The sequence below is a fragment of the Allobosea sp. GW822-FHT03F07 genome, assembly GCF_058801345.1.
This window is the reverse complement of record NZ_JBXAND010000008.1, coordinates 92,285-112,476: the sequence shown is the minus strand read 5'-3', so window position 1 is coordinate 112,476 and position 20,192 is coordinate 92,285. Positions and strand designations below refer to the sequence as shown.

19 protein-coding genes and 1 tRNA gene are annotated in these 20,192 nt (G+C 62.3%); 9 read left to right on the top strand and 11 right to left on the bottom strand.

Annotation, left to right across the window (positions count from 1 at the left end; genetic code table 11):
- Positions 1 to 12: 12 nt before the first annotated feature.
- The gene (locus tag AC1RMY_RS20690) at positions 13 to 1,005 is read left to right on the top strand and encodes an ABC transporter substrate-binding protein (RefSeq protein WP_492867719.1); all 993 of its coding nucleotides are present in this window, start codon (positions 13 to 15) and stop codon (positions 1,003 to 1,005) included.
- A 7-nt stretch (positions 1,006 to 1,012) separates the two neighbouring features.
- Entirely contained in the window at positions 1,013 to 1,825 is an 813-nt protein-coding gene (locus AC1RMY_RS20685; RefSeq protein ID WP_492867717.1) for an ABC transporter ATP-binding protein, read from the top strand.
- An 11-nt stretch (positions 1,826 to 1,836) separates the two neighbouring features.
- Here AC1RMY_RS20685 and fdhF read toward each other — a convergent pair whose 3' ends face one another.
- From fdhF to AC1RMY_RS20645, 8 genes are all read right to left on the bottom strand, one after another.
- Positions 1,837 to 4,587, bottom strand: a complete 2,751-nt coding sequence (gene fdhF, locus AC1RMY_RS20680) for a formate dehydrogenase subunit alpha (RefSeq protein WP_492867716.1) — start codon at positions 4,585 to 4,587, stop codon at positions 1,837 to 1,839.
- On the bottom strand, positions 4,584 to 6,302 hold the full coding sequence (locus AC1RMY_RS20675) for an NAD(P)H-dependent oxidoreductase subunit E (protein WP_492867715.1): 1,719 nt from the start codon (positions 6,300 to 6,302) through the stop codon (positions 4,584 to 4,586). Before AC1RMY_RS20675 ends, fdhF begins: the two co-directional genes overlap by 4 nt.
- A 291-nt stretch (positions 6,303 to 6,593) precedes the next feature.
- On the bottom strand, positions 6,594 to 6,959 hold the full coding sequence (locus AC1RMY_RS20670; protein WP_492867713.1) for a hypothetical protein: 366 nt from the start codon (positions 6,957 to 6,959) through the stop codon (positions 6,594 to 6,596).
- Positions 6,960 to 7,059: 100 nt separating this feature from the next.
- Complete coding sequence (locus AC1RMY_RS20665; RefSeq protein ID WP_492867712.1) at positions 7,060 to 7,764, bottom strand: GIY-YIG nuclease family protein; 705 nt, start codon at positions 7,762 to 7,764, stop codon at positions 7,060 to 7,062.
- Positions 7,765 to 7,801: 37 nt separating this feature from the next.
- A complete protein-coding gene (locus AC1RMY_RS20660) occupies positions 7,802 to 8,542 on the bottom strand; it encodes a hypothetical protein (RefSeq protein ID WP_492867710.1) in 741 nt (246 codons plus the stop codon).
- A gap of 97 nt (positions 8,543 to 8,639) precedes the next feature.
- A complete protein-coding gene (locus tag AC1RMY_RS20655) occupies positions 8,640 to 9,296 on the bottom strand; it encodes a hypothetical protein (protein ID WP_492867708.1) in 657 nt (218 codons plus the stop codon).
- On the bottom strand, positions 9,293 to 9,970 hold the full coding sequence (locus AC1RMY_RS20650; protein ID WP_492867706.1) for a recombinase family protein: 678 nt from the start codon (positions 9,968 to 9,970) through the stop codon (positions 9,293 to 9,295). Before AC1RMY_RS20650 ends, AC1RMY_RS20655 begins: the two co-directional genes overlap by 4 nt.
- A gap of 328 nt (positions 9,971 to 10,298) precedes the next feature.
- Complete coding sequence (locus AC1RMY_RS20645; RefSeq protein ID WP_492867705.1) at positions 10,299 to 10,490, bottom strand: hypothetical protein; 192 nt, start codon at positions 10,488 to 10,490, stop codon at positions 10,299 to 10,301.
- A gap of 323 nt (positions 10,491 to 10,813) precedes the next feature.
- Between AC1RMY_RS20645 and AC1RMY_RS20640 the strand changes: the two genes are divergently transcribed.
- The 7 genes from AC1RMY_RS20640 to AC1RMY_RS20610 all read left to right on the top strand — a co-directional run bounded on the left by AC1RMY_RS20640 (position 10,814) and on the right by AC1RMY_RS20610 (position 17,520).
- Positions 10,814 to 14,446: a phage tail tape measure protein gene (locus AC1RMY_RS20640; RefSeq protein WP_492867704.1), complete on the top strand. Its 3,633-nt coding sequence runs from the start codon at positions 10,814 to 10,816 to the stop codon at positions 14,444 to 14,446.
- A gap of 334 nt (positions 14,447 to 14,780) precedes the next feature.
- Positions 14,781 to 15,665 (top strand): hypothetical protein, encoded by an 885-nt coding sequence (locus AC1RMY_RS20635; RefSeq protein ID WP_492867703.1) that lies wholly within the window; start codon positions 14,781 to 14,783, stop codon positions 15,663 to 15,665.
- 172 nt (positions 15,666 to 15,837) lie between these two features.
- The gene (locus AC1RMY_RS20630; protein ID WP_492867702.1) at positions 15,838 to 16,041 is read left to right on the top strand and encodes a hypothetical protein; all 204 of its coding nucleotides are present in this window, start codon (positions 15,838 to 15,840) and stop codon (positions 16,039 to 16,041) included.
- 154 nt (positions 16,042 to 16,195) lie between these two features.
- Positions 16,196 to 16,393 carry a hypothetical protein gene (locus AC1RMY_RS20625; RefSeq protein ID WP_492867700.1) on the top strand — a complete coding sequence of 66 codons (198 nt, stop codon included), beginning with the start codon at positions 16,196 to 16,198 and terminating at the stop codon, positions 16,391 to 16,393.
- Entirely contained in the window at positions 16,390 to 16,854 is a 465-nt protein-coding gene (locus AC1RMY_RS20620; RefSeq protein WP_492867698.1) for a hypothetical protein, read from the top strand. Before AC1RMY_RS20625 ends, AC1RMY_RS20620 begins: the two co-directional genes overlap by 4 nt.
- Positions 16,841 to 17,119, top strand: a complete 279-nt coding sequence (locus AC1RMY_RS20615; RefSeq protein WP_492867696.1) for a hypothetical protein — start codon at positions 16,841 to 16,843, stop codon at positions 17,117 to 17,119. Before AC1RMY_RS20620 ends, AC1RMY_RS20615 begins: the two co-directional genes overlap by 14 nt.
- Positions 17,116 to 17,520, top strand: a complete 405-nt coding sequence (locus AC1RMY_RS20610; protein WP_492867694.1) for a hypothetical protein — start codon at positions 17,116 to 17,118, stop codon at positions 17,518 to 17,520. Before AC1RMY_RS20615 ends, AC1RMY_RS20610 begins: the two co-directional genes overlap by 4 nt.
- Before the next feature lie 47 nt (positions 17,521 to 17,567).
- Here the strand turns inward: AC1RMY_RS20610 and AC1RMY_RS20605 are convergent, their stop codons facing one another.
- The 3 genes from AC1RMY_RS20605 to pdeM all read right to left on the bottom strand — a co-directional run bounded on the left by AC1RMY_RS20605 (position 17,568) and on the right by pdeM (position 20,190).
- On the bottom strand, positions 17,568 to 19,148 hold the full coding sequence (locus AC1RMY_RS20605; protein ID WP_492867692.1) for a DUF6538 domain-containing protein: 1,581 nt from the start codon (positions 19,146 to 19,148) through the stop codon (positions 17,568 to 17,570).
- A 92-nt stretch (positions 19,149 to 19,240) separates the two neighbouring features.
- Positions 19,241 to 19,315: transfer RNA gene (locus AC1RMY_RS20600), tRNA-Thr, on the bottom strand.
- A gap of 194 nt (positions 19,316 to 19,509) precedes the next feature.
- Positions 19,510 to 20,190: a ligase-associated DNA damage response endonuclease PdeM gene (gene pdeM, locus AC1RMY_RS20595; RefSeq protein WP_492867888.1), complete on the bottom strand. Its 681-nt coding sequence runs from the start codon at positions 20,188 to 20,190 to the stop codon at positions 19,510 to 19,512.
- Positions 20,191 to 20,192: the final 2 nt, after the last annotated feature.

Genomic DNA, 20,192 nt, shown 5'->3' with positions numbered 1-20,192 from the left:
AGGATGAAGGCCATGAACCGACGCAGTCTGATCACCGCCGCCACCCTGCTGGCGCTGAGCACGAGTACGGCATTCGCGCAGGGCGTCGGCAAGCCGATGAAGATAACGCTGAACTTCCTCGCCGCAGCCCCCAATGCAGGCTTCATGATGGCCAAGCAGATGGGGCTCTACGAGAAGGCCGGCATCAACCTGACGATCGAGGAGGGCAAGGGCTCCGGCACCACCGCCCAGATGGTCGCCACCGGTCAGGCGGATGTCGGCTTCGCCGATGCGCCCGCCGCGATGCAACTGCGCAGCAAGGGCGCGCCGGTGAAGATCGTCGCGCCGGTGCTCCAGACCAACGGCTTCGCCATCATCTCGCTGGCCGAGAGCGGCATCGCCTCGCCCAAGGACCTCGTCGGCAAGAAGGTCGCTGTCCAGCCCGGCACGGCGCAGACGATCCTGCTGGAGGCCATCCTCGCCAGCAACCAGATCGACAAGAGCAAGGTCGACGTCATCGCCATCGATCCCGCCGCCTTCGTCGGCGCGCTTCTGGAAAAGAAGGTCGACGCCATCCTCGGCGGTGCCGATTTCCACTCGATCCAGATCCGCGAGCGCGGCTTCAAGGTCACCGACATCTTCTATCGCGACGTCGGTGTGCCGACGGTTGGCCTTTCGATCATCGCCCGCGACGACCGGATCAAGGCCGATGCGGAACTCTACAAGAAATTCGTCGAGGCGAGCCTGCAGGGCTGGGACGCCGCCCGCAAGAACCCCGATGCAGCTGCAGACGCCGTCGTTGCGCAGTTCCCTGCGGTGAAGAAGGCGCAGGTTCTGGCCCAGTTCGACGTCGTCAACAAGCTGCTCTGCGCGCCGGGTGCCACCTCGCTCGGCAAGGTCCCGGAAAAGAACTGGACCGTCAGCTACGAGCTGCTGACCCAGTATCTCGGCCTGCCCAAAGACAAGCCGATCACCGACTACTACAGCACCGAACTGCTGCCGGCCTCGGCTGCGGCGTGTTCGTGAGGACGACGTGACCGAACTTGCCGTCAGCACGAGCGCAGGCGCCGCCAGCATGGGGAAAAGCGCCGCGTCCATCACCGGGCGCGGCATCGTCAAGACCTTTGGCGGCTTCACGGCCGTCGACGGTCTCAACTTGGACATCAGGAGCGGGGAGTTCGTCAGCCTGATCGGACCTTCGGGCTGCGGCAAGAGCACCTTCATGCTGATGGCGGCGGGGCTCATCCCGGTCACCACCGGCGAGCTTCTCGTCGATGGCGAGGCCCTGACCTCACCGCTGACCGATATCGGCATCGTCTTCCAGGACCATCTGCTGCTCGAATTCAGGACGGCGCTGGAAAACGTGATGCTGCAGGCCGAGATCCGGCACCTGCCGCTCGAACCGGCGAGACAGCGCGCGCTCGAGCTCTTCGCCAAGCTCGGTATCAGCCATGCGGTGAACCGCTATCCCAAGCAGCTCTCCGGCGGCATGCGCCAGCGCGTCTCGATCGCGCGTGCGCTGATTCATGATCCGAGCGTGCTGATGATGGACGAGCCGTTCGGCGCGCTCGATGCGATCACCCGCACGCAGATCCGCCACGACCTCGAAATGCTCTGGCTGGAGACCGGCAAGACCGTGGTCTTCATCACCCATTCGATCGAGGAGGCGATCGGCCTCTCGGATCGCGTGCTGGTGATGTCGCCGACGCCAGGTCGCGTCGTCGACGAGATCGCGATCGAACTGCCGCGTCCGCGCCCGGCCCATCTCGGCGATTATCCGAGCTTCAACGCCTATGCCGATCGCATTCATGACGCCTTCCGACGCTTCGGCGTGATCAAGTACTGAGTGCGGCGGTTTCAGCTTACGGCTTGCGCCCGAACCGCGCAGAACTTGAACTCGGGGATCCTGCCGACCGGATCGAGCGCCGGATTGGTCAGCAGGTTCGCGGCGGCCTCGGCATAGCAGAACGGCAGGAACACCATGTTCTCGGGCACGTCCCGGTCCGAGCGCACCTTGAGCGCGACCGCGCCGCGACGCGTTTCCAGCCGGACCAGCCCGCCGGGCGCGAGGCCGAGCCGCCCGAGGTCGCGTGGCGACATCAGCGCGACCGCCTCGGGCTCCAGATCGTCGAGCACGCCGGCGCGCCGCGTCATTGAGCCCGTATGCCAATGTTCGAGCACGCGCCCGGTCGACAGCACCATCGGATAGGCGTCGTCGGGCACTTCGTCGGGCGCCACGATGCCGGCCGGCACGATCCGGGCGCGTCCCGTCTCGGTCGGGAAGCCCTGCGCGAAGATGATCTCGCTGCCCGGCTGGTCCGGCCCATCGACCGGATAGGTCACCGCGCCTTCGCGCTCCAGTCGCTCCCAGGTGATGTTGCGGAACGACGGCATCGCCATTGCCATCTCCGCGAAGACGTCGGCGGGGCCGGCATAATGCCAGTTGCAGCCCATGCGCCGGGCGATCTCCTGGATGATCCACCAATCCTGCTTCGCCTCACCGGGCGGTCGCACGACCTGGCGGGCCATCTGCACGCGCCGGTCGGTATTGGTGAAGGTCCCGACCTTCTCGGTGAAGGCAGAGGCCGGCAGCACGACATCGGCATGGAAGGCCGTCTCCGTCAGGAACAGGTCCTGCACGACGAGATGATCGAGCTTGGCCAGCGCGCCGCGCGCATGGTTGAGGTCGGGGTCCGACATCGCCGGGTTCTCGCCCTCGATATACATGCCCGCGATCTCGCCGGCATGGATCGCGTTCATGATCTCGACGACGGTCAGGCCCTTCTTCGGATCGAGCGGCTGGTCCCAGAGCTCCTCGAAGGTCGCGCGGACCTCAGCCTTCTCGACCGACTGGTAGTCGGGATAGACCATCGGGATCAGGCCGGCATCGGAAGCGCCCTGGACGTTGTTCTGCCCGCGCAGCGGATGCAGGCCCGTGCCCGGCCGGCCGATCTGGCCGGTGACCATGGCGAGCGCGATCAGGCAGCGGGCATTGTCGGTGCCGTGGATGTGCTGGCTGATCCCCATGCCCCAGAAGATGATCGAGGCGCGCGAGCGGGCATAGGCGCGAGCAACCTCCTTCAACGTCCCAGCCGGGATGCCGCAGACGGCTTCCATCTTCTCCGGCGGGAAGGCCTGGATGCTCTCCTTCAGCCGCTCATAGCCCTCGGTATAGCCGGCGATGTACTGCTCGTCGGTCAGCCCCTCGCCGATGATCGTGTGCAGCATTGCGTTCAGCATCGCGACGTCGCTGCCGGGCTTGAAGGCCAGATGCCGCCAGGCATGGCGTGACAAGGCCTGCCGTCGCGGGTCCATGATGACCAGCTTCGCGCCCTTCTTCGCGGCGTTCTTCATGAAGGTCGCGGCGACCGGGTGATTGATCGTCGGATTCGCGCCGATCACGATGATGACCTCGGCGTCGAGCGCAGCCGAGAACGGCGCCGTGACAGCCCCCGAATTGACGCCTTCCATCAGCGCGGCGACGGAAGAGGCGTGGCACAGCCTGGTGCAATGATCGACATTGTTCGAGCCGAAGCCGGTCCGCACCAGCTTCTGGAACAGATAGGCCTCTTCGTTCGAACCCTTGGCGGAGCCGAAGCCGGCGAGCGCCTTGCGCCCCTTGTCGTCACGAATGCGCGTCAGCCCCTCCGCCGCGAGGTCGAGCGCCTCCTCCCATGAGGCTTCGCGAAAATGTGTCCAGGGATTGGCCGGGTCGACCTGGTCGGTCGCATCCTTCCGCATGTTGGGCAGGCGCACCAGCGGCTTGGTCAGGCGGTGCGGATGGTGGATATAGTCGAAGCCGAAGCGGCCCTTGACGCAGAGGCGGTTGTGGTTGGCCGGCCCGTCGCGTCCCTCCGCATAGACGATCCTCTCGTCCTTGACGTTGTACGAGACCTGGCAGCCGACGCCGCAATAGGGACAAAGCGAGTCGACGGTCCTGTCGGGCCAGACCGTGCGGGTCTGGTTGGTGTCGAGGAAGGTCGAGGGCATCAGCGCCCCGGTCGGGCAGGCCTGCACGCATTCGCCGCAGGCGACGCAGGTAGACTGGCCCATCGGATCGCCGAAATCGAAGACGATCTTGGAGCCGGCGCCGCGATAGGCCATGCCGATCACGTCGTTAACCTGGACCTCGCGGCAGGCGCGTACGCACAGGCCGCACTGGATGCAGGCATCGAGATTGACGCTCATTGCGGTGTGGCTGACATCCGAAGGCCAGCGCTCGACCGCCGGGAAGCGGCTTTCGGTGACGCCGGTCCTCTCGGCCCAGTTCCAGAATTTAGAGGTGGGATCATGCGCGGTTGCGCGCGCCGGCTGGTCAGCGACCAGCAGTTCCATCACCATCCTGCGGGCCTTCTCGGCCCGCTCCGTCCCGGTGTGGACCTTCATGCCGACGGCCGGCTTGCGCATGCAGGAGGCGGCGAGCACGCGCTCGCCCTCGATCTCGACCATGCAGGCCCGGCAATTGCCGTCGGCTCGGTAGTCCGGTGCGGGCGAGTAGCACAGATGCGGGATCTCGGTGCCGAGCCGTCGCGCCACCTGCCAGATGGTCTCGCCGTGGCCGGCTTCGACACGCGCGCCGTTCAGCTCGAAGACGATGCCTTCGTTCATTCCGCCGCTTCCGTCGTCATGAATTCCTCGGGGAAGTAGCGCATCACGCAGGCTAGCGGGTTCGAGGCCGCCTGGCCGAGTCCGCAGATCGACGCATCGCGCATCGCCTGCGAGAGTTCGCCCAGAAGCTCCTGGTCCCAGACCGGCCGCTGCATCAGCATCACCGCTTTCTGCGTGCCGACCCGGCAGGGCGTGCACTGGCCGCAGCTCTCGTCCTCGAAAAAACGCATCAGGTTCAGCGCCGCCGCGCGCATGTCGTCCTGGTCGGACAGGACGATGACCGCGGCCGAACCGATGAAGCAGCCATGCTTCTCGAGCGTGCCGAAATCGAGCGGGAGGTCGTCCATCGTCGCCGGCAGGATGCCGCCCGACGCGCCGCCCGGCAGATAGGCATGGAAGCGGTGGCCCTCCTGCATGCCGCCGCAGAATTCCTCGATCAACTCGCGGATGGTGACGCCGGCCGGCGCCAGTTTGACACCCGGGCTCCTGACGCGGCCGGAGACGGAATAGCTGCGCAGGCCCGTGCGGCCATTGCGGCCGTGCGAGGCCCACCAGCCCCCGCCCTTCTCGACGATGTCGCGGACCCAGTAGAGCGTCTCGACATTGTTGATCAGGGTCGGCCGGCCAAAGAGCCCGACCTGGAACGGGAAGGGCGGCTTGTGGCGTGGCAGACCGCGCTTGCCCTCGATGCTCTCGAGCAGAGCCGATTCCTCGCCGCAGATATAGGCGCCCGCGCCGCGACGCAGATGGATCACCGGGCCGCCTGGCGGCAGCCTGGTGATCTCGCGCGTGAGGATTTCGCGCGCCAGCGGATATTCGTCGCGCAGATAGATGTAGACCTCGCTCGCCTCGACGACATGCGCGCCGATCAGCGCGCCCTCGAGAAAGCGGTGCGGGTCGGTGTTCAGATAGTGGCGATCCTTGAAGGTGCCGGGCTCGCCTTCGTCGGCATTGACGGCCATCAGCCTTGGCCCGGGTTCGCCGCGCACGGCGCGCCATTTGCGCCCCGCCGGGAAGCCCGCACCGCCGAGCCCGCGCAGCCCGGCATCGTCGAGCGCGGCGAGGATCGTTTCGCTGCTGCGTTCGCCCGCTCGCAGGGATTCCAGCAGGCGATAGCCGCCGCCAGCGCGATAGGCATCGTAGTCGACATAATCCGTCATATGCGGATGCGTGTCGCTCGCCGCAATCGCCGCCAGCACCGTCTGCGGGGTCGCCTCATGGATGAAATGGTGGCCGACCTCCGCCACCGGAGCGTGATCGCAGAGGCCGAGGCAGGGCGCCCTGACCACGCGCGCGCCGGGGTCGACCATTTTGTCGAGGCCGTCATGCAGCGCCCGCGAGCCGTGCATCTCGCAGGTCAGGCTGTCGCAGACCCGCACGGTGAGCGGCGGGATCGGCGCATCGCCCTCCTTCACGACGTCGAAATGGGCATAGAAGGTCGCCGTCTCGAAGACCTCGGCGAAGGACAGCCTCATCTCCTCGGCGAGGGCTGCCAGATGCGCTGCGGAAATCTGGTGGTAGCGGTCCTGGATCAGGTGGAGGTGCTCGATCAGCAGGTCCCGACGGCGCGGGCGCGCGCCGAGAAGCGCTACGATCTCGTCGAGGGCACGAGGCTCGACCTGCCGCCCCTTCGGCGTCGATCGGGCGCGCCTGCGGCCCGATCCGGGATGTTCGAAGGACTGGACGTCATGGCCTTGGCGATCAGGCGAAGTCATCGACCGAACCGTTCTCTCCCCGTCGGAGCGCCGGGCTCCGCTCATCCGCGCCGTTGGCCGGCAGCTTGTAGCGGAAGGGTATCCCAAAGGCGCGAATCCGCCAGCCCGTAACGACGCATGGCGTCACGTCGCGATGTGGAGCATGTCGAGAGTGCGACGAAGGCTGGTGCTGCGAGAGAGGATTGAAATCCCTCAGCATCTGCCTTGCGATCTGATTCTAAAGGGTTTTTCGGCCAAAAATGAGCCCGTGATGTACCACCGCAAGGTATCACTGGCAACCGCTCTGATTGCTCACTCCGCCAGTAGTCCTGAGATCTCGCGGTCCGTCATCCGCTTGACGGACTGGACGGCGGGGTCGTCGCTTTCGCCCTGCGTGGTGACTTGGATCAGGCCGCCACGCGGATTGCGAAGGACGAATTCGCAGGTCGCCTTACCAGTCCCGAGGCACCAGCGCGTCTCCGGGAACGTCGCGCACACGTCGGTGCGACCGGGGGCACAGCGATCGTTCTCAGCGGCGGGAAGCTGCTCTGCTAGGAAGCCGGCCCGCAGAAGCTGCGCCCTAACCTGCGTGTATGGTGTGTCCTTCTTGAACTTTGGAACGGTCTGAGCGGTTGCGGCAGACGTGGCGAGGATCAGTGCGGATGCAAGCAGTAACATCACGGTAGGCATTCCCTTGGTCGTGGCAGGCCGGAATCGTTGACGTATCGGAATGGATACCCGATGCAACCGCTGGCGTCTTTGGCCCGAAGCTGACAGCCTACTGAAAGCGTCGCCTCTTGAATGCCGCGACATCGGAACCGGTTAGTTTGAACCACTCACCATTCGCGCGCCGATCGCCGAACCTCCGATGCCAATAGGCTTCGATCCCTGCCGGATCATCCGTCGCAATGACGTGCACAAGCTCGGCCTTGTCTGGAAGCGCGATCCTGATTTCCTTTACGCGGCGCTCAAGTTCGTCACTGCGCCCGATCTTGTAGTGAGCGCCCGATTGAATGAGGTAGACCGAACCGTCAGCCGGCCGGCGAGATGGGCGCGGCGCGGGTGCGGCAGGTGTTTCCGGTAGGAAGGCCGCAATGTCCGCGAACTCCGGGTTCGTCCCGATCCACTCGCGTAGAGCTTCGGCGAGCATGATCCCACTGAGGGCGGTTGAAATCGTGGTATGCGACGGGAAACCGGGCTTACCTCGCCCGAAAATGCGAAGCTCGCCATGCGTCGGCACCTTGCCGAAGTGCCGGGCGGCCTGCGCAATCTCCCGCAGTATAGCGTCTCTATCGAGGCGCTTTTGCATGACGTTGGGGCTCAGGCCAGCTTCCGTAACGGCGTCGCCCCAACGCGCCCAATAGACGCCATACCACTCATGATAGCGAATGCCGGTGGCCGCTTCGAATGCTTGCCGGCCAAGAGCCTTGCCGCCATTCTCAGCCGCAAGGCGTTTGATTTCTGACAGGATTCGTTCACGCATCCGCGAAGGCTAGCTGCTGAAAGGAAATGGGGCCAGATCACGTCTGCGGAGATGAAGCCAGCGCAGCATTTTTGATGTTGATGTGCGTCACCTTGTTCCTTTTCTTCCAAAGCTCTTTGTCAGGATGCTCTAGGGTTTCACAGTATTTTTCCAACGCATCCATCAGCGCGAGCTTCTTGGGATCGTCTTCACCTACCTTCACAAGGAATTCTCTCACTTGAGCGGGGCTAGGTTGATCGTAGAAATTCCGCAGTTTCTTCCATTCTTCTCTGATTTTATCGTATTCATGGCCCGTCGGATGAGGAATTATTGAACCGCCAAGGATTGAATGAATGTAATCTGATTTAACAAAATAGTCCCAATTGTGTTTTCTGATTTCAAGAATTCGTTCTTCTTCAATACCTGCGTCCTTCATGATACCAATAATTCGATCAAAGAAGTGATCTCTGTTCAACATCTCTGGATCGAAAATTCTTCCGTGCGCCTGAAGTGAGAATAATTGAGCTTCAGACATTATTTCAATGAGTTTGTTTAAGTCTTGAATCTTGTCTTTTGCTTCTCGGAGGGTTGCGGAAACTCCGCTGGTTGACGCGGATATCTCGCTAAATTTGTCCGTGTTCGCCAAAAACATGCAGACGATTGCCGCGACAGACAGCGGCCACGCCCCGGACGGGCTGACGAAGGCGGCAACTGCCATCAACACTAGCAGGGCACCGGCCGCGATATGGAGCCATGCCCGGCCAGTCTTTATTGCCGTCAGTAGTTGAGACAGGTCCATGCTTCGCCCCACGATTCTATAGGGACGAACCTCAGGGGCAGCCGTCTGCGGCGTCAAGGCCCGGAGGGGGGTCCAGCGTCGCAAAGCAATGCCCTGGTCATTGTTCTATCGTTGCCAAGGGACGAAATCGCTTCGGCCGGTATCGAACCCTCTCTGCCGCCACGATCTCCGCAACCTCGCTCTCGGTTGCGGTTTCATGCTCAAGCAAATGAAATCCTAGGGCTTGGACAGCCCGCCAAACGCGTGGGTTCGTCATCATCAGGCAGGCCTCACGCCACGCCCATCGCTGGATTGCCTGCGCCTCTGGCGATGCGGCGGTCTTTCGGCCTCCCGAAGGGTTCATCATTGCCGCAGCAAACATGCTGACCATGCTGAGCTGCTGCCGATCTCCTGCACCTGCGGATTCGAGGTCTGCCCCATCGCCTTGCCATCGCAACTGTGCAGCCATGCCGGCCATGAGCTGAATGCAGCCGTTCAATCCACGATCAACATCGGCGGCAATTGATCCATGCAGCCAATGATGCGGCGGGGCATGGAGCATGACGCGCCCATTGGACCGTGCGGCGTCGTTAGCCTCGATTGACACATGATCGAAGGGCAAGCCTAGGAGCGAGGCGGCGACCGCGTGTCCTGCCTCATGGATATGGGTGGCTTCATCGTCATCGAAATGCCAATCCCCGAGGCTCTGGCTGGTCAGGCCGAAATCCTCGGCCGCCGCGAGCATCCGGCGCCTATCTGCAAGCCTTCCGGTCAATTGCTTTTCTCCAAGAGTCGACTGACCTGCACGGCACTCCAAGAGCCGCCGCGTGTCGTCGGGATGTTGCGTTCATTCAAAGCTCTGGCGATCTCCCGCAGCGAGGCAGCGCCAGCCTCCTTGATCTCCGCAATGATGGGAGAAAGATCGGCAACGCGGCTGCTGGCCTTCTCCTGCCGCACCCGGAGGCTCACGGCGCGGCCCTGAGCGGCAACGGCCGGCAGGTTGCCACGATCCCCGCCCAACGTGACGCCACGAGCCTTTGCGGCTGCCAGAGCGTCCTTGGTGCGGATGGAAATGGCCTTGGCCTCATGCTCGGCAACAGCGGCAAGGATATGGACCGTCAGTCGGTTCGCCTGCGGGAAATCGACCGCGACGAATTCGACGCCCGACTCCATCAGGTTCGAAATGAACGCCACGTTGCGCGCCAGCCGGTCCAATTTGGCGATGATGAGCACGGCGTTGTGCAGGCGGCAAAGTCGGAGAGCTTCCGCCAGCTTCGGGCGATCCGAGCGCTTGCCGCTCTCAATCTCGACAACCTCGGCAACGAGATTCCAGTTGCCGCCATTGAGGTGCGAGCGAACGGCTTCCTTTTGCGCTTCGAGTCCGAGGCCAGAGCGTCCCTGCCGGGCGGTCGAGACGCGGTAATATGCGACGAATTTGCCCTCAGCCATCTGTTACGCTTTCATCTACGTTCGTTGCTACAAACGTAACGGACTCCACATTGCCCCGTCAATCGGTATTTTGAGGCCATGAACGTTCGCCCGGTCATGATCGTGATTGCCCTACTGCTAGCGCTCTCGGTTGGTGAGGCGGCGGGCTACTGCACGCCCAAGAACGGCAGGGATCGCATCGTCAAGACAGGCTTCTGCCCCTCGGGATACTTCGCTTCGGGCGACTGTTGCGAGGCGTTTGCCACGGACACGAAAAAGGCGACGCCGAAGCTCCCCGGCGTCGCCTGTCCAACTGGAACGTACGTCAGCGGCGGTGCCTGCGTCTCCCTCAGGTGAGATCAGGGGCAGGCTTGGGCTCTGGCGGCAGGCTCAGCGCCAGCCGGTCGAGACAGGCATAGCTCGCCTCAAGTGCATCATCGGCCACAAGGTGAAGGTCGCTGCCGGGCGGCTGGTCCTTCGCGAACGCGCTCAGCAGGCGGCAGGTAGTCTCCATCGAATTGATTAATGTCGTCACAGGCATAGGCGTCGGCATCTCCGTGCATGATTGCAATATCAACAAATACACATCCAATTTCTTGAAGCAATTTGTATTGATGCAAGCGGAAATTCTGCTCAAGGCATCAGATTTATATCTGAAATCAATCCATTACCTCTTCTTTTGCGCGGTAGTGGTGTTTGAATTCAAGCAAGTGTCGATTTTTTTCTGAGGAAGGGGCCACCCTTTCGGGTACCTACCCTCCTACACTTGCGACCAGCAAAAGGGGTCCATTTCGACCCCACCCCTCAAATCCAAAGTCCCCACGCAAGTTCGCGTCAAAAATCAGGCGCGACCAGAGAAAAGACATGTCCGAAGAAATCGAAGTCAAAGCCAGACTAACAGCAACCAATGAAGCCAGTCCCGTCATTCGTCAGCTCAAGCGGGACGTTGATGCTCTGACCGCGTCCATCAAGAAAGCTTTCGCCGTCAACGTCGGAACTGAGCTAACCAAGAGATTGCAGCATGTTGCTGACGATCACCGAGACATCGCGGATCAAGTGCGCCGACAGGCCGCTGAGATGAAATCCGCTCGCGATGCTCGTCGTCGCCTTAATGCGGAAATCGTCCGGGGCAGCCAGATCAGCCAGACAGCCGCCCGTGTCCATGTTCGCCAACAGGCAGCAGCGCTCGACTATGACAAGGCTCGGCTGGGCTTCGCCCTTCGCATGAGCCGTCAACGCGATAGAGAGGCTGCACAGGCCGAGCGGGAGCATCAGGCCAGCATGCGCCGCTTCGGTCGCGAGAGGGCCGCTGCTGGCCGCACTGCGCTGTCCAGAGGACGGGAAGCGGCCAATCAAGGAGCCAGCGGCTTCGGGAGATCCACCCGAGCGGCCGGGACGGTCGGCGCCATCGGCTTCGGTGCGGCTGCCCTCGCGGCTCGCAAGACTCTCATGTCTGAGGTTGCGGTTGATGCTGCCGAGATCAACACCCGCATTTACGGCCAGCTCGGCAAGGATACTGCCGCCGCGCTCCGCAAGGATTGGGCCGGGCCGCTCTCGCAGCAGCTTGGCGTGACGACTGCCGATCTCCTGCGAAGCTATGTCGAGGCGATCAAGGTCGGGATTCCTGACATAGGAGCGAAGGAATTCTCGTCGCTCGCGACGCAGGTCAGCGAGGCGTGGGAACTCCCGTTCGATCAGGTGGTAGACACCCTCGGCACCGTCAACACGTTGCTGACATCCGGGGGCAAGGCGTTCGACATCAATCGCATTCGCTCCGTCGCGAACGGCATCCAGCACCTTGCCGCCTCTATGGCGACGACGCCGGAGAAAATGGTTTCCTTCATGCGGCGCGGTGCCGGTGCGGCCCAATTGCTCGGCATGTCTCAAGAGGCGGGTCTTGCCTTCGGCGCGGCGTCCACGTCGCTGGGCAACGAGGCAGCGTCTTCGGGGCGGGCCTTCGACTTCTTGGCAAGTCGGCTGGCGGAACTACCCCGGATCATGCGCCGAAATGGTGATGATGCCAGAGAGGCGCGCAAGATCATCGGGCAACTCGGCTATGGCAGCTTGCAGAACATGCTCGCGCAGCAGAAGGCTGACCCGGACTCGTTCATTTTCGAATTCTTGGACCGCTTCAATCGAATCCAAGACCCGCAAAAGCGGAATGAAGCGCTTCAATGGGTGACTGGAAGGGAGTGGGCTGGGGAGCTGGGCCGCATGGTGACGGGCATGAGCACCGTTCGGGAAGCTCAGCGCCTCGCCAAAGAGGCCAAAGGGCTCGACTCGATCAGCTCGGTTTGGGAGTTACACCGGACCAAGTTGATGTTCGCGTTCAAGCAAGTCCGCGTCGGCTTCCTCAACGTGCTTGGCGAGGCCGGCATGCTGTTGTCGCCCGTCATCGCTCAGGTTCGCGACTATTTCCTCGGTTGGGTCGGCGTTCTTCGCAACGGCGGACTCAGAGATCGCCTTGCAGCGGCGGGACAGGGGTTTCTCGACGGCCTCGGCTTCAAGAGCCTGCCGGATATGCTCAACGGCGTGTTCGGCAAGCCGGGCGAAGGCGATGCCGGCTCAGTCGAGGCATGGGGTAAGGCCGCTCGCGGCTTCGCTGCTGGCCTCGCGGATGTCGGCCGGTCAATCAAGACGCTGTTCTCGGCTCTGCCGGGCGGCGGTGACGCCGAAGGTATCGGGCGATGGACCGCTCGCCTGCTTGGTTTCAGTATGGCGGCACGGATCGCCAGCCCCGCCTTCGATCTGCTGGCGGGGTTCGGCACTGTTCTGCTTGGCCTCGCCAACGCGGTCTTGTCGTTCGTCGCCATCCGTCGCGTTGCGGCCCTCGCTGGTCTGCTTGGTGGCGGCGCTGCGGTCGGCGGCGCGGCAGCAGGGGCGCTCTCGCTGTCCCTCGCCGGGGTTATGTTGGTCGGTGGTGCGCTCGCCGTCGCCATCATGAACTGGGATGCGATCAAAAAGGGCAAGGAAGCCGTTTCGGACTTTTGGGACTTCTCATGGAATGGGCCGAAAGACCCGGAATGGAAGCAGAGGATCGATGACGCCAAGAAGGCTCAGCAGGGACCGTTTGAAACGCTCGGCAAGGCGCTTCGGGAGCTTTTCGGCATCAGCAGCGCCAAGGCTGGCGAACTGCCGCCCGGCTTCAGGAATTCCAACCCGGCACGTCGACTTGAGCAGTCGGCGGAAAAGATCAGCGCCACCATGGATGGCATCGGTGCACGCTTTCAGCTTGCCGGCCTCACGGGCGGCGGCGGTTTCGGTAGCTTCTCAGGTGGCAGCGGCAGCTCTGCCTTCATCGGCGGCGGCAGCATCGGTAACGGCATCCTCAATCCTCGCGGCCTCACGCGCAGGGGTATCTTAGGCGGGGGCTATTCATCCGGCTCGCCGGGGGCTGGCCTGTACGATGCCATCATCAATGCGGAGGGGACGGCGAAGGGTGGGCGCGACCCGTACAACACCGTGCTCGGCTATGGGCGGTGGGGTTCGCCCGCGAAGACCCTGACCGACATGACCTTGAACGAGGTTCGGGAGCACGGCCTTGTCATGAGGCGCGCTCAGCTCGCCAACGGCACGCGGTGGGAAAATACGTCCAGCGCATCGGGTGCCTTCCAGATCGTCGGCAACACGATGATGAACGCAGCTCGAGCTTTGGGCCTCGATCCCGGGTCGACCAAGTTCACCCCGGAAGTCCAGCGGCAGATGGCCGGGTGGATCGCCCGCAACCAAGGCCTAGGCGCATGGGAGGGCTTCAAACACCATCCCGGCGAGCTGGGGAAGGCACGCGGAGCGATGGCAGGCGGTAGCATGGACTTGTCCGGCCTCGCCGCTGGCATGATCCCGGTGAAGACTAGTGGTGGCGGCACCGCCATGATGGACCCTCGCAACGGGTTTGGTCAGGCGTTCGGTGGCGGGGCGACGCATGCCGGCGTCCTCGCAGCGGCTCAGGCCATCACCGGCAGCGGCATTGCAGGTGGACTTGGGCGCTTCAACGGCTTCAATGACGCCTTTCATGCGGGGCGGAATTCGAGGCATGCGCTTGGTCTAGCTGGTGACTTCACCATCAAAGACCCCACGCGCTCGGCGGAAGCGGCTGAGCAGCTTCGCAATGCTTTCCGGGCCGCTGGCTTGGCTGAGAACATGTTCAAGGTCATCGATGAGTACCGCAATCCATCGCGTCACTCGACCGGAGGTCACTTGCACTACCAGTTCAATAGCTCGGAGGCCGCTGACCAGTATGCAGCCCATCAGCGGGCGAAGGCTCTGGCGACGCAGACGCCGCAGGGGCTGGCTTCCTCGATCCGGTTCACGCCGCCGCCTGCTAGACCGGGTGGCATGTTCGACCCGAATGGCGGGGCCGGTGTCTCAGGCTTCAATGCGCCCATCACCATCAACGGGGCCAATCAGTCGCCTGAGGAAATCGCCGCAGCCGTCCAGCGTCGGATTCAGGAAGCAATGAACTGGCGCACCCATGACGTCGAGAGCGAGCTGACTTGAAACGAACCGTGAACGTGGCCAGATAGAAGGGTTCGGGCGAGGCCGGAGATTTTTCCGGCCCTGCCGGAATTTTCGAGGTTGATGGGGAGGGGGACTGTGGTGAGTGTCGGCCTCGCTCCTCCTTGCCTCCCCATAAAAGAAGAATTTCGGATTATTTTTCGAGGAGAAGCGGTCTGAATCAGTATTCAAGCCATTGAATCAAAAGGCGATGTAATAATTGGTGTAGTATACATTTTCATGATGTAGCTTACATTAATCTGAATTTCACCTGAAACTACAAAGCCCTGCCGGCGTGATCTTTGCGAGGGATCGTCGGCAGGGCTTCGAGAGTGACTTGAGCATGAAGAGATATAACATCGACTTGCCGGAATGGCAAGATCCGACCGCTTTGACTGGCGGATATTCCGGCCTCGGAAGCGATTTCAGTTTCCAAAGTGCGAACGACAACCAATCCGAGCAGATTGGCGTTGAATCCCAATGTGTTGACGTATCCCCGGAAGGGGCTGAAGGCTGTTCGGGACTCTTACATAGTTCTGGTCGCGTCAAAACTCCCAAGCCCGGCAGACCACGCTCCGCACCTTGGTATCGCCACCGCGAGAACGGGCGGCTCCGGTATTGTCGGAAGGCGATCACCAAGTTCATCGCTGACGATGTAGTGGCGGAAATGTTGGACGGCGCTCGACATGCCGGTGTCATCAAGGCTCCCCTCAACACGTTTGTCACGATCCGGCCAGCCAACATCGACAACGAGGTCACTCCGGAGGATCGATCGGCGTTCTGGTCGGATGAGAGAAATCGAATCCAGATGTGGCTCAAGCACCATGGGGTGGAGCCGGTCTTCGTCTGGTCTAGAGAGAGCGATCCGGAGAAAGGAGAGCGGTACGGTACGGGGGAGCACTTGCACCTGCTCCTGCACCTGCCGGGCAAATTCAGGGACAAGCTCAGGGCTTCACTTATCGAGCGGTATCCAGATCATGCCGAGGTCGATGTCAGGCCGGCATCGGAGATCGCCCGGCGGGCTGAGAACGGCAAGATCATGTCGGCCGTGACCTACGTCGTGAAAGCGCTCAGCCCGCAGGCTAGACGGAGATCCAGCCAACCCTATCGGAAGAGCGGACCCGTCGTTGGCAAGCGCGCGGGCATGACACGAAACATCAGCGCGAAAGCAGTCGCTGCGTATCGATCATCATCAAGCCAGTTCACGCGTCGAGTTGCGTGAGCAAATATGCAACACATCTGTCGCAATGAAAGATTTCGAACGAACTCAGAACATAAGTTCTTGACATTTCCCTAGGGATGCATTAGTCTGAACACTAGATTGCAACAATTCAATCCAGAGGTCGCCACCATCCCGTGGCGACCTTTTTTGTTGCCCGCAAGGACAGATCGCCATGAAACTCATGAATGAGCGGACCTACGTCAGACTTCCTGACGGTTCGCTCGAAATCCTCGGCCGCATCGCCGCCGAGTTCAAAATGAAACCATCCGACTACATCCGCACCGCCATCACCAACCAGTTCGAAGCTGACGGTTTCCTCGATACGGGACGCCGGATCGGTGCCAGCCTCAAGGCTCTTGGAAAGGTCGCTCGATGACCACGATCCAAGTGTCTTTCCAGCTTCCGAGTGAGATGGTGAGGGCTATCGATCGCATCGCCAGCGAAGACCTAGAAAGCCGAGCTGCATGGTGCCGTCGCGTAGTCCTCGCTGAGCTTCGCAGGATCAAAACGCAGCAATCGGAATCCAGCCGATGACCGCCATCTCATTCATGCTCGACCACGACACGGCTGAGCAGATCGGGAAGCGAGCTGCCGAAGCTGGCCACACAGGAAGCTCTTGGATCGCCTCCCGCCTGCCGGAATGGCTTGAGGGAGACAAGCTCGCCCATGAGCTTGAGGCGGCGCTCACCGGCCAACGCCAGACCCTTGCGGAGGCCATCAACGAATGACCAGCAATTCCGAAGCCGTCGCCTCTGACATTCTCGGCAAGCGCGGCCTGACCCTCTCAGAGGCCGGCAAGTTCGCCGTGCTCGGCTGGCTCGAGTCCAATCTCCAAGTCCGTCACGACAGCGCCGGCAAGCTCAGCGTCACGGTCGTCAACTATGACGGCAGCGAGATCGCGCCGGAGGCATTCTTCGCGGACTGGACCGCTCGCCATCCCGGCTATTTCGCCGCCAGCACGCCAGCAACCAAGATCGCGTCGCCAGAGTCCAGGACGTTGACGGCGCGTATGGTCGCGACCGTCGCGGCTCAGAAATCCGATCGGAAGGACGAGGCTGCCAAGATCGCCGAGGCCGGCAACCCTTGGACCGCATCCACCAGAAACCTGACCCGGCAAATGCAGATCAGCAATCTTGATCCGTCGCTGGCAGCCCAACTGAAGCAGGAGGCCGGGATTGGCCACGACTGAAACATTCGACACCAAACACCGGGAGATTATCGACGGCTTTGCTCAGTATCTTTGTGAGCGAGGTGGCGTGGACTGGTCTTTCTCGGGAGCGAAACACCGCTGGCGCGAGGATGCCGAGCGCATGATCAACTCGCTGCGAGAACTGGGGATCGACGTTGGAATCGCCTTCTGGGCTACGGGACTATGGAGCGAGCTGATCGCGAACGACGCTGCCAGAGCGCAATATCTCCGCGATCCCGAAGCCTACAACGAGGCGCACCCATGATTGCCTTTGAAACACGCGCCGTCGAAATTCGAGACCGACTCGCCCGACACCTTGCAGACGAAGCCGACCAGGACTTTCTGCATGGTGCGATCCGCGCCCGATGGCAGGCCGAAGCGCAAGCCCGGATAGACGGGTGGATGCGCAATCCGAAAGAGCCGGCGAACGACACAGACCGGCTCTGCGAGGAAGCCCGCCAGAACCATCAGCAGATGGAGAGGGTACGTGCGGAGCGTGCGGAAGGCCGCAGAGCCCTCAGGGCGGCTCGGGAAGCCCAAGACGCTCCTGACCCTACCATCGCCACCGTGAACGTGAAGGACGCGCTCACAGGCAAGATATGGGCGATCACGCTGCCGGTCGATCAGGTCAAGCAGGTAATCACAAACCGGCTGTCAGGAAACTAGCCGTTCAGCCGCCCACGAAATGGGTGCCGGCAGGCAGCGGGTGTGTCTCAACTCTCCGCACTCGCTGCCTGCTGTCTTGTCTCACCCGGATTCCATTCGAGCATGGACGGAATCTTGGCCATCTCCTGTGCCAAGCCGGGCAACATGGCTTCGCTTTTCCCATAGATGTTTCGCGAGGACGCGGTGGCGCGCCCGGCCAGATAGTGGGCCGCATCGCTGGGAATTCCGGCCACCGTCATAAGGTCATCGAAAAGGTGCCGCCACCCATGATTGGGGCCGACGCCTTCACGCGTGATGCCGACAGTCTCGCGAACCCACGTCCCCACGTTTTCGTGGGCGCGGGCGACGAAAAGCCTCCCCCCGCCATGTTGGGCGACGAACTTAAGAAATCCATCCTTCACCAGAACCGGGTGGACTGGAATTCGCCTCTCCGAGCTGCGTGTCTTGAGAGATCGGCCGCCGGATTTCGTCAGTTTGTAGAAATTGACGCCGTTGACCATGAAGAAATCTTCTTTTGTCAGGGCGTTCAGCTCACTTATGCGAGCCCCAGAGAATGAGCAAAGCCATGGTAGCCACCGCAATTCAGGGGCGTTTTCTGATTTCGCGGCTGTGAGGATCGCTTTTGCTTCAGTGAGCGTGAAAGTCCTCTCGTCGGAAGGCTTCTCATCGTAGCTTGGACGCTCAACATGGGAGAATGGATCATCAAGCGGAAATCGCTTCCGGTTTTGTTTCTGCCCCCATTTCCAGACGGTCCTGACGTTCGTCAGTGCGTTGCCGATGGTTCTGTTGCTGAGACCACCTTCGTCCTGAAGGTGGACAACCCAAGCCGAAATTTCTTCATCGGTTACGGTAAGGGCGTCGTCGCTCTTCCTGTGATCGACGAAGCTTTGAGTCTCACGCCTGAACTTCGTGAAAGTCTTCTCGCTAACGCCTTGGGCTCCCTTGCCACGCGTGCGGCGCTTGTATTCCTCATCAATGATCGACTTGAACGTGATAGGTTCCTGCGACTTGGCCGGGGCTGCGGCAGGCGTGTCCAAACGGGGGTAGCGGCGCATCGAATAGTCGCGGCGTGCCATCGTCTCAACGTCATGAAATGCGTCGCGGACGGCGAGGGCGATATCCTCAAGCAGTTCCTCCCGGCTCTCGTCTGTGATCCGCCACCCCCGCTTCGCGAGAGCCTCGTCAACGAAGTCGCCAACCAGCATGTCCAGCAGTTTGACGCGGGCCTTACGGTCGTGGTCCTGTTCAAGGGCTACGTCCATTGCTCCGGCGAAATCCTGCCACTGCTCCGGTTTGCCGGGCTCGTCCTCATGGCGGGCGTTGATGGCCTCTCTGACCTCGCCAGCGAGGCCGTGCCGCACTCTGGACGTCAGTGTGATCGGTCCCGTCCGCACGACGCGCCAGAAGTCCTCGACAGCAGCGAGCACGTCAAAGAGCCGGCGCTTCGCCTCAGCCCGATCCTTGGTATCGAGACTGACCTTGACGTGGGAGCCGATCTTGATCGGTCGAAGCTGCCCCGCCACCGGCACGCTGATCAGTTCTCCCTTCGCCTTGGTAGCGAGGTCGGCTGGAACAATGATCCGGCAGTAGAACATGCCGGTCTTCGGGTGCGGCCAAGGCTCAGGCATCTTGAGGCTCAAAATGTACCACCCCCATGTACCACCGGGGGCCGGAAAACCTCAAAGAAATCAGAAAGTTCAACGTTGTCAACGTTGGGTGCTGGTGCTGCGAGAGAGGATTGAACTCTCGACCTCTCCATTACCAATGGAGTGCTCTACCACTGAGCTACCGCAGCAGGATCGTCGGCCATGTTGTCTGGCGGTCGCCTTGAGGCGAGGGTCAGCGCGGGCGTCGTTCCGAAGCGGCGTCCTGATGCCACAAGCCCTCCGCGGACGCAACCCGTCTCATCATCGCTGCCGTCGAGAGATGGGGATGGCCGCCATGTCACTGTCGCCAGCCGCGCCATGCGGGTGAAGTCACCGCGCCGGTTCAGTCCGGCAGCAGGAGGCGCGGATCGATACGGAACAGCCTGGCGTCGCCGAGCAGATGGGCGCTGAAGCCCTGGCCCAGCAGCGGCCGGAACGCGGCATCGCGCAGGTTCAGGCCGCCGGCATACGCGCCCATCGCCGGCATGACGCAGCGCTTGGCCGACAGCGCAAAGCAACGCCGCCGCAGCGCCCGTCCGCGCATCCGGACCTTTGCCGCCGGGTGGAGATGGCCAGCGATCTCGTATCCGGTCTCCCTGGCATCCGGCTCGTGACGCAGGGTCACGCCGGCAAGATCGATGCTGTCGGCGCTATCGCCGCCCATCGCCAGGCTGATCCGCGGGTCGTGATTGCCGGTCACCCAGAGCCAGTCGCGGCCGACTTGCAATCGCCGCAGCATCGAGAGGTCGTCGGCGCCGATGCGTGCTTCCGCCGCGCGGTCATGGAAGCTGTCACCGAGTGCGATCACGCGGAGCGGGGCGCGGCGAAGGACTACCGACCTCAACGCCGCGAGCGTGGCCGTCGAATCATAGGGAGGCAGGAACACGCCACGCGCGGCATAGGCCGAGCCCTTCTCCAGATGCAGGTCGGCGACCACGAGCGTGCGCTCGTCCGGCAGCCAGAGCGCGCCCGACAGGTCCGGCACAGCCGCAAGTCGGCCCAGCATGAAAGCGGGGCTTTCCATCG

Bases quoted from the DNA above. Each gene is read 5' to 3' on its own strand.
- AC1RMY_RS20620 (WP_492867698.1), top strand. From the start codon at position 16,390: ATGACCAGCAATTCCGAAGCCGTCGCCTCTGACATTCTCGGCAAGCGC.
- AC1RMY_RS20610 (WP_492867694.1), top strand. From the start codon at position 17,116: ATGATTGCCTTTGAAACACGCGCCGTCGAAATTCGAGACCGACTCGCC.
- AC1RMY_RS20675 (WP_492867715.1), bottom strand. From the start codon at position 6,302: ATGACTTCGCCTGATCGCCAAGGCCATGACGTCCAGTCCTTCGAACAT.
- AC1RMY_RS20650 (WP_492867706.1), bottom strand. From the start codon at position 9,970: ATGGCTGAGGGCAAATTCGTCGCATATTACCGCGTCTCGACCGCCCGG.
- AC1RMY_RS20645 (WP_492867705.1), bottom strand. From the start codon at position 10,490: ATGCCTGTGACGACATTAATCAATTCGATGGAGACTACCTGCCGCCTG.
- AC1RMY_RS20670 (WP_492867713.1), bottom strand. From the start codon at position 6,959: ATGTTACTGCTTGCATCCGCACTGATCCTCGCCACGTCTGCCGCAACC.
- AC1RMY_RS20665 (WP_492867712.1), bottom strand. From the start codon at position 7,764: ATGCGTGAACGAATCCTGTCAGAAATCAAACGCCTTGCGGCTGAGAAT.
- AC1RMY_RS20660 (WP_492867710.1), bottom strand. From the start codon at position 8,542: ATGGACCTGTCTCAACTACTGACGGCAATAAAGACTGGCCGGGCATGG.
- AC1RMY_RS20640 (WP_492867704.1), top strand. From the start codon at position 10,814: ATGTCCGAAGAAATCGAAGTCAAAGCCAGACTAACAGCAACCAATGAA.
- fdhF (WP_492867716.1), bottom strand. From the start codon at position 4,587: ATGAACGAAGGCATCGTCTTCGAGCTGAACGGCGCGCGTGTCGAAGCC.
- AC1RMY_RS20625 (WP_492867700.1), top strand. From the start codon at position 16,196: ATGACCGCCATCTCATTCATGCTCGACCACGACACGGCTGAGCAGATC.
- AC1RMY_RS20690 (WP_492867719.1), top strand. From the start codon at position 13: ATGAACCGACGCAGTCTGATCACCGCCGCCACCCTGCTGGCGCTGAGC.
- AC1RMY_RS20605 (WP_492867692.1), bottom strand. From the start codon at position 19,148: ATGCCTGAGCCTTGGCCGCACCCGAAGACCGGCATGTTCTACTGCCGG.
- AC1RMY_RS20630 (WP_492867702.1), top strand. From the start codon at position 15,838: ATGAAACTCATGAATGAGCGGACCTACGTCAGACTTCCTGACGGTTCG.
- pdeM (WP_492867888.1), bottom strand. From the start codon at position 20,190: ATGGAAAGCCCCGCTTTCATGCTGGGCCGACTTGCGGCTGTGCCGGAC.